The sequence below is a fragment of the Pseudomaricurvus sp. genome, assembly GCF_965662505.1.
GTDB lineage: Bacteria > Pseudomonadota > Gammaproteobacteria > Pseudomonadales > Cellvibrionaceae > Pseudomaricurvus.
Map to the genome: position 1 here is coordinate 1 of NZ_CBFIHX010000184.1, position 4,985 is coordinate 4,985.

Consider the following 4,985-nt stretch of genomic DNA (forward strand, 5'->3'; position numbering starts at 1 on the left):
CTGCCGGTGACTGTGTTGTGATTGCAGGCAAAGGCCACGAAGATTATCAGCAGATTGGTGTTAAAAAGTTGCCCTTCAGTGATGCTGCTGTGGCCCGTGTGGCATTAAAGCAGCGCAAGGCCTCCCAGACTGGTGTTGATGCCGGTGTAGAAACTGGAAATGGGACAGGAGGCGCGGCAAATGATTAAGCCGATGAAACTGTCCGAACTGCTCGCACCGCTGAACGCAGAATTGCACGGCGACGATGCCTCCTTTGAGCGAGTTAATACCGATACACGCTCGGTTCAGGCAGGTGATTTGTTCGTAGCCATTAAGGGCGAGCGCTTTGATGCTCACAGTTTTGTGGCTGATGCCTGTAAATCAGGTGCGGTAGCCGCAGTGGTAGAACGTTTGGATGACCAGCTGGCAGCGCCGCAGTTACTGGTAAAAGATACCACTCGTGCTTTGGGTGACATTGCCCATCAGGGGCGTATGCAGTTTCAAGGACCTCTCATTGCCTTGACGGGCAGCAGTGGTAAAACCACGGTCAAGGAAATGATCGCAACGGTTCTGGGTCAGGCAGCACCCGTTCACGTTACGCGTGGCAATCTGAATAACCACATTGGTGTACCTCAGACATTGTTGGCAATGCAGGGCGATGCACAGTACGCCGTGATTGAAATGGGTGCCAGTGGTTTGGGTGAAATTGATTACTTGGCGTCGCTGGCTGAGCCCACCGTTGCACTGGTCAATAACGTGATGGCGGCTCATCTGCAAGGGTTTGGCAGTGAGGCCGGAGTTGCAGCAGAGAAGTCCACTATTTATCGTCATTTGAGACAAGGCGGTACCGCGGTCATCAATCTTGATGAGTCTTATGCGTCCGGCTGGATGGATACATTGAAGGCCGAGCGTTCGGATGTGCAGTTCCTGACATTCTCGGTTGCTGATGCCAATGCCGATATATTTGCCACAGATATACAGCTCACTGAAAAGGCGTGCTACGAATTTACCTTGCACGCTGGTGAGAAAGTCGCTGGTCAGAAGGGCTTGGGCGAGAAAAGTATCGCGGTGAATTTACCGATGATGGGGCGTCAGAACGTCAATAATGCACTGGCTGTCGCAAGTTGCTGTCTGGCGGTAGGCGCCAGTCTTAAAGAAATTGCAGAGGGTCTGACTAAAGTTGCTCCGGTTAAAGGCAGAATGATGCCGCAGTCGGGCATGAATGGCTCGTTGGTGATTGACGATACTTACAACGCGAATCCGGGTTCGGTTAAGGCGGCTGCACAACTGCTGATGGACCTGAAGCATCAGGGGCGTGACGTTTTACTGGTGTTAGGAGACTTGGGTGAGCTGGGTGATGGGGAATTGGGAGCATTAACAGCACTGGGTCAAACCCTTAAATCGTTAGGGGTACCGGCACTCATTACTCAAGGCAAAAACAGTCAGTATGCAACTGACGGATTTAATGAATGTGATGCACTTAATAAAGGTCAAACAACCTCAGAAAAAGAGTGCACCTCTCAAGAACAAACGGCGAAGCACTTTGTCTCTAAGGACGAGCTTAACCACTATTTATTCACTCAATTAACAGATAACACGGTTGTCCTGGTGAAAGGATCTCGGAGCGCAAGCATGGAAAGCGTTGTGCAAGCAATTACGTTAGGCGGAGAACAACAATAATGCTTTTGTGGCTTGCAGAGTATTTACAACAGTATGTGTCCTCATTTGCGGTATTTCAGTATCTGACCCTGCGGGGCATTCTCGGGGTGCTGACAGCATTGGCGATATCACTGATTTTAGGACCCTGGATGATTCGTAAACTGAATTATTTACAGATCGGTCAGTCTGTTCGCGATGATGGTCCTGAGTCCCATTTGAGCAAATCCGGTACTCCAACCATGGGCGGCACGCTGATTTTGGCGGCAATTTTTGTCAGTGCGTTGTTGTGGTCTGACCTGAGCAATCGTTATGTCTGGGTCGTGCTGATTGTCACCGGTATTTTTGGTGCCGTTGGCTGGGTCGATGATTATCGCAAGGTCGTGGAAGCTAACTCCAAAGGGCTGCCAGCGCGCTGGAAATATTTTTGGCAGTCAGTGGCGGGGTTAGGCGCTGCGATTTTCCTGTACTACACCGCAGCAAGCCCTGCAGAGACACAGTTGATCGTGCCGTTTTTCAAAGAGATCTCCCTGGATATGGGCCTCTTTTACATTGTGCTGACCTATTTCGTCATCGTTGGCTCCAGTAATGCTGTAAACCTGACAGATGGTCTGGATGGGCTGGCAATCATGCCCACGGTGATGGTGGGCGGTGCGTTGGGTCTGATTGCCTACTTGGTAGGTCACAATGAGTTCTCCACTTACTTGCACATTCCTTATGTTGCGGGAGCGGGGGAGCTGATTGTCTTCTGTGCTGCTCTGGGCGGTGCGGGGCTCGGTTTTCTTTGGTTTAACACCTACCCGGCGCAAGTATTTATGGGCGATGTCGGTGCCCTGGCACTGGGCGCGGCGCTGGGTGTGATTGCGGTGATTGTTCGTCACGAGATTGTCTTCTTTATTATGGGCGGTGTCTTTGTGATGGAAACCGTGTCGGTGATTTTGCAAGTGGGTTCTTTCAAATTGACGGGTCGTCGCATCTTCCGCATGGCCCCACTGCACCACCATTTTGAATTAAAGGGCTGGCCAGAGCCCCGTGTGATTGTCCGTTTCTGGATTATCACTGTCATGCTGGTGTTGTTTGGTTTGGCAACATTGAAACTGCGTTAAGCAATAACAGGTTTTACAGTAACTAATATCAAATTTAGAAAGGACGAGAAGCAATACTGTGGTCAATTTAATCGCGCAAAGTAATGTCACTGTTTTGGTCGGTATGGGAATGACCGGGCAATCGGCTGCGCGCTATTTGACCAGCGTAGGTCGTCCTTTTGTTTGGGTAGATACCCGTGAGGCTCCTCCGGCCTTGGACAGTGTTCGCGCTCAGTTTCCCGAAGCGAATATAGAACTGGGCGAATTGAGAGAAGATACTCTGCTGGCTGCTGCCGAGATTATCGTCAGCCCTGGTGTGCCACTGTCAAATCCTGTTTTGGTAAAAGCCGAAACAGAGGGCATCCCTATGTTGGGGGATATCGAACTGTTTTTACGGGAAGTGAAGGCTCCTGTTATAGCGATCACTGGGTCTAATGCGAAAAGTACAGTGACTACGCTTGTGGGGGAGATGGCTCAAAATGCCGGTAAGCAGGTGCTGATCGGTGGCAATATCGGCGTCCCGGTTCTGGATTTATTACAACAGCCAGCGGCTGAACTGTATGTGTTGGAATTGTCCAGTTTTCAACTGGAAAGTATCAAGCAATTAAATGCTGAAGTCGCGACCGTGCTGAATGTCAGTGAAGATCATATGGATCGTTATGATTCCTTCGCTCAATACTATATAGCCAAACAGCGGGTTTATTTTGGGGCTAGGAAAGTCGTCGTGAATCGTGAAGATCCACTGACTGCGCCGCCGCTGGCAGAGGGCGTCGAGCAATTCAGTTTTGGTCTGAATATGCCTGACAGACGTGGTTTTGGCGTAATAACCAAAGCGGGTCAGGAGTGCTTGGCTTTTGAGTTCAAAGCGTTGATGCCCATTGACGACATTAAAATTCCCGGTCGCCACAATGTAGCAAATGCACTGGCCGCGTTGGCGTTGGGGCACGCTGTTGACCTGCCAATGGATGCGATGCTGCAAACATTAAAAGTATTCACGGGGTTGCCACACCGTTGTCAGTGGGTCGCTGAAAATGGCGGAGTTAACTATTACAACGATTCAAAAGGCACCAATGTGGGAGCCACATTGGCCGCGTTGAATGGCTTGAAAAAACCAAATGGGAAAATTGTCCTGATCGCCGGTGGGGTAGGAAAAGGCGCTGATTTCTCGCCGTTGAAAGCAGCCGCTGCCGGGCTTCGGGCGCTTGTGGCGATCGGTCAGGATGGCGATCAAATTGCTGACCTTTTCGCGGATCTGGTCCCTGTATTTCAGGCCAGAAACATGGCCGAAGCTGTAGAGCTGTCTGCCAGGCACGCACAGTCAGGCGATGATGTGCTGTTGTCTCCCGCCTGTGCAAGCTTCGATATGTACAAAGGTTTTGAAGATCGTGGTGAACACTTTGTTCAGGCTGTGAAGGAGGTTGTGGCATGAAAGCTATGATCAAGCCTTCCTTGATATCTTCGGCCTGGCTGGACGGTGTTAACTGGCAGTTGTTGACCTTGGTGATGGTGTTGTCATCCATTGGATTTGTCATGGTCACTTCAGCATCCATGACGTATGCAGAAGTGAATTACAACGATGCGTGGTTTTTCTCGACACGCTACGCACTCTATTGGGTTGTGGGCATGGTGGGAGCTGTATTGATTGCAGCTGTGCCAACCAATATTTGGGAAAAGTATGGCAGCCTGTTTTTGATCATTGCGTTGGTGATGCTAACGCTGGTATTGATTCCGGGGATTGGTCGCAAGGTGAATGGCAGTCAGCGTTGGTTGCAGTTGGGTCCTCTGGGAATACAGGCTTCGGAAGTGGTTAAGTTTTGTGCAATCGTTTTCTATGCCAGCTTCCTGGCGCGTAGAGGACAAGAAACTCTGAGTGACTGGCGTGGTGTATTCAAGCCGTTATTGGTGTTGGGCATGATGATCTTTTTACTGTTGCTTGAACCTGACTTCGGCGCATCAGTGGTTTTAGCCTGTACAGTGATGGCGATGCTATTCGTTGCGGGAGTTCGTTTGTGGCAATTTATTTTGCTGTTTGCCGGAGCGTTGGGCGGATTGATTTTGATTGCTACCTTATCGCCATATCGTATGCAGCGCTTGATTACCTTTTTGGATCCCTGGGCCGATCAGTTTAACAGTGGTTATCAGCTAACCCAGTCCTTGATTGCGTTCGGTCGTGGACAATGGACTGGTCTGGGGTTGGGTAATAGTGTTCAGAAGTTATTTTACTTGCCTGAAGCACACACGGATTTCATTTTTGCCATTATCGCA

At 50.1% G+C, this 4,985-nt stretch carries 5 protein-coding genes; all 5 read left to right on the forward strand.

Annotated features, from left to right (window positions below):
- The coding region (locus tag ACTG33_RS16150; protein ID WP_439136252.1) for a hypothetical protein at positions 1-188 on the forward strand (188 nt) is incomplete at its 5' end.
- The gene (locus ACTG33_RS16155; protein ID WP_439136253.1) at positions 181-1,659 is read left to right on the forward strand and encodes a UDP-N-acetylmuramoyl-tripeptide--D-alanyl-D-alanine ligase; all 1,479 of its coding nucleotides are present in this window, start codon (positions 181-183) and stop codon (positions 1,657-1,659) included. The genes ACTG33_RS16150 and ACTG33_RS16155, both read left to right, overlap by 8 nt.
- On the forward strand, positions 1,659-2,741 hold the full coding sequence (gene mraY / locus ACTG33_RS16160; RefSeq protein WP_439136254.1) for a phospho-N-acetylmuramoyl-pentapeptide-transferase: 1,083 nt from the start codon (positions 1,659-1,661) through the stop codon (positions 2,739-2,741). The genes ACTG33_RS16155 and mraY overlap by 1 nt, the downstream gene beginning before the upstream one ends.
- A 58-nt stretch (positions 2,742-2,799) precedes the next feature.
- Positions 2,800-4,149 (forward strand): UDP-N-acetylmuramoyl-L-alanine--D-glutamate ligase, encoded by a 1,350-nt coding sequence (gene murD, locus ACTG33_RS16165; RefSeq protein ID WP_439136255.1) that lies wholly within the window; start codon positions 2,800-2,802, stop codon positions 4,147-4,149.
- A partial coding sequence (locus ACTG33_RS16170) for a peptidoglycan glycosyltransferase FtsW (RefSeq protein WP_439136256.1) occupies positions 4,146-4,985 on the forward strand: 840 nt, incomplete at its 3' end. The genes murD and ACTG33_RS16170, both read left to right, overlap by 4 nt.